We start from the raw sequence: 1,863 nt of genomic DNA on the forward strand, positions 1-1,863 counted from the left end.
GCGGCGGGCCCGGGAACGCCCCGGTGGCAGCGGCCACCGGGGCGTTCGCGTCACCTCCCGAGGGGTCCCGGGCGACGGGTCCTACAGGAAGGAGTTGATCTCGATCGTCTCGTCGCGGCCGGGGCCGACGCCGATCGCGGAGATCGGCGCGCCCGACATCTCCTCCAGCGCCTTCACGTACGCCTGCGCGTTCTTCGGCAGGTCGGAGAAGGACTTCGCCGAGGAGATGTCCTCGCTCCACCCCGGCAGGTACTCGTAGACCGGCTTCGCGTGGTGGAAGTCGCTCTGGGAGTAGGGGAGTTCCTCGACCCGCTTGCCGTCGATCTCGTAGGCGACACAGACCGGGATCTGCTCCCAGCCGGTGAGCACGTCCAGCTTGGTGAGGAAGAAGTCCGTCAGCCCGTTCACCCGGGTGGCGTACCGCGCGATGACCGCGTCGAACCAGCCGCAGCGGCGGTCACGGCCGGTGGTGACACCGCGCTCGCCGCCGATGCGCCGCAGCGCCTCGCCGTCCTCGTCGAACAGCTCCGTCGGGAACGGACCCGAGCCGACACGCGTGGTGTAGGCCTTCAGGATGCCGATGACACGGCTTATGCGCGTCGGACCCACGCCCGCGCCGGTGCAGGCGCCGCCGGCCGTCGGGTTGCTGGAGGTGACGAACGGGTAGGTGCCGTGGTCGATGTCCAGCAGCGTGCCCTGGCCGCCCTCGAAGAGCACGACCTTGTCCTCGTCGAGCGCCTTGTTCAGGACCAGGACGGTGTCGGCGACGTAGGGCCGGAGCTTGTCCGCGTAGCCCAGCAGCTCCTCGACCACCTGGTCGGTGGCGATGGCGCGGCGGTTGTAGAGCTTGGTCAGCATCTGGTTCTTGACCTCGAGCGCGGCCTCCACCTTCTGCTGGAGGATCGACTCGTCGTACAGGTCCTGGACGCGGATGCCGGTGCGGTTGATCTTGTCCGCGTAGGTGGGGCCGATGCCGCGACCGGTGGTGCCGATCTTGCGCTTGCCCAGGAACCGCTCGCTCACCTTGTCCGACGTGACGTTGTACGAGGTGATGATGTGCGCGTTGCCGCTGATCAGCAGCTTGGACGTGTCCACGCCCCGCTCGTTCAGACCGCTCAGCTCGGAGAGCAGCACCGAGGGGTCGACGACGACGCCGTTGCCGATGACCGGAACGCAGTTGGGGGAGAGGATGCCGGACGGCAGCAGGTGCAGCGCGTACTTCTGGTCGCCCACCACGACCGTGTGGCCGGCGTTGTTGCCGCCCTGGTAACGCACCACGTAGTCGACGGAGCCACCGAGCAGGTCGGTGGCCTTTCCCTTGCCCTCGTCACCCCACTGAGCACCGAGCAGCACAAGTGCGGGCACAGGCGTACACCCCTTCCGGGCGGGGCATGTCCTGGGTCGGGGCGCGCGGCACGACCATGCCGTGCCCCGTGCGCCCGGCGGCCCTCGTCGGCCGCGGTTCCCGTCGGACCGGATGCCCCGGAATAGACGAAGCCCCTGGCACGAGGAACGCGGCGCAAGGGGCTCTTGCACAAAGATGCTACCCGAGGACCCGAGGAAGCGAGGCATGACCGAGGTGGCTTCGGACCAGCTTCTCGTGGTCGTCGACCCGTTTGCCCGCAGGACGGACGGGGAGTCCGTCCGGATCGCCAAGGACGTGCTGTGCGCGGGCGCACGGGTGAAGTGGTGTCTGCCGGAGGGGCCGGAGGAGTTCGTCCGGGTGCTGGAGCGCCGCGGATCACGGCGTCCGGTGGTGGTCGGGGACGACCACGCGCTGCTGCGGGCGGTGGCCGTGCTGGAGCGGCACGGCGAGCTGGACGGCTGCGTGCTGGCGGTGGTGCCGGTGGGGGTGCGGCCGGC

At 69.7% G+C, this 1,863-nt stretch carries 1 protein-coding gene and 1 pseudogene; one reads left to right on the forward strand and one right to left on the reverse strand.

Annotated features, from left to right (window positions below):
- Nucleotides 1–81 precede the first annotated feature (81 nt).
- Nucleotides 82–1,365: an adenylosuccinate synthase gene (locus HW445_RS29265; protein ID WP_151773457.1), complete on the reverse strand. Its 1,284-nt coding sequence runs from the start codon at nt 1,363–1,365 to the stop codon at nt 82–84.
- A 205-nt stretch (nt 1,366–1,570) separates the two neighbouring features.
- On the opposite strand from HW445_RS29265, the pseudogene HW445_RS29270 reads away from it, so the two are divergent.
- Nucleotides 1,571–1,863 (forward strand): annotated as a pseudogene (locus HW445_RS29270) (diacylglycerol kinase); the annotation flags it as partial.

It is taken from the genome of Streptomyces sp. UH6, from assembly GCF_013421635.1.
In the GTDB taxonomy this organism is placed as follows: domain Bacteria; phylum Actinomycetota; class Actinomycetes; order Streptomycetales; family Streptomycetaceae; genus Streptomyces; species Streptomyces abyssomicinicus.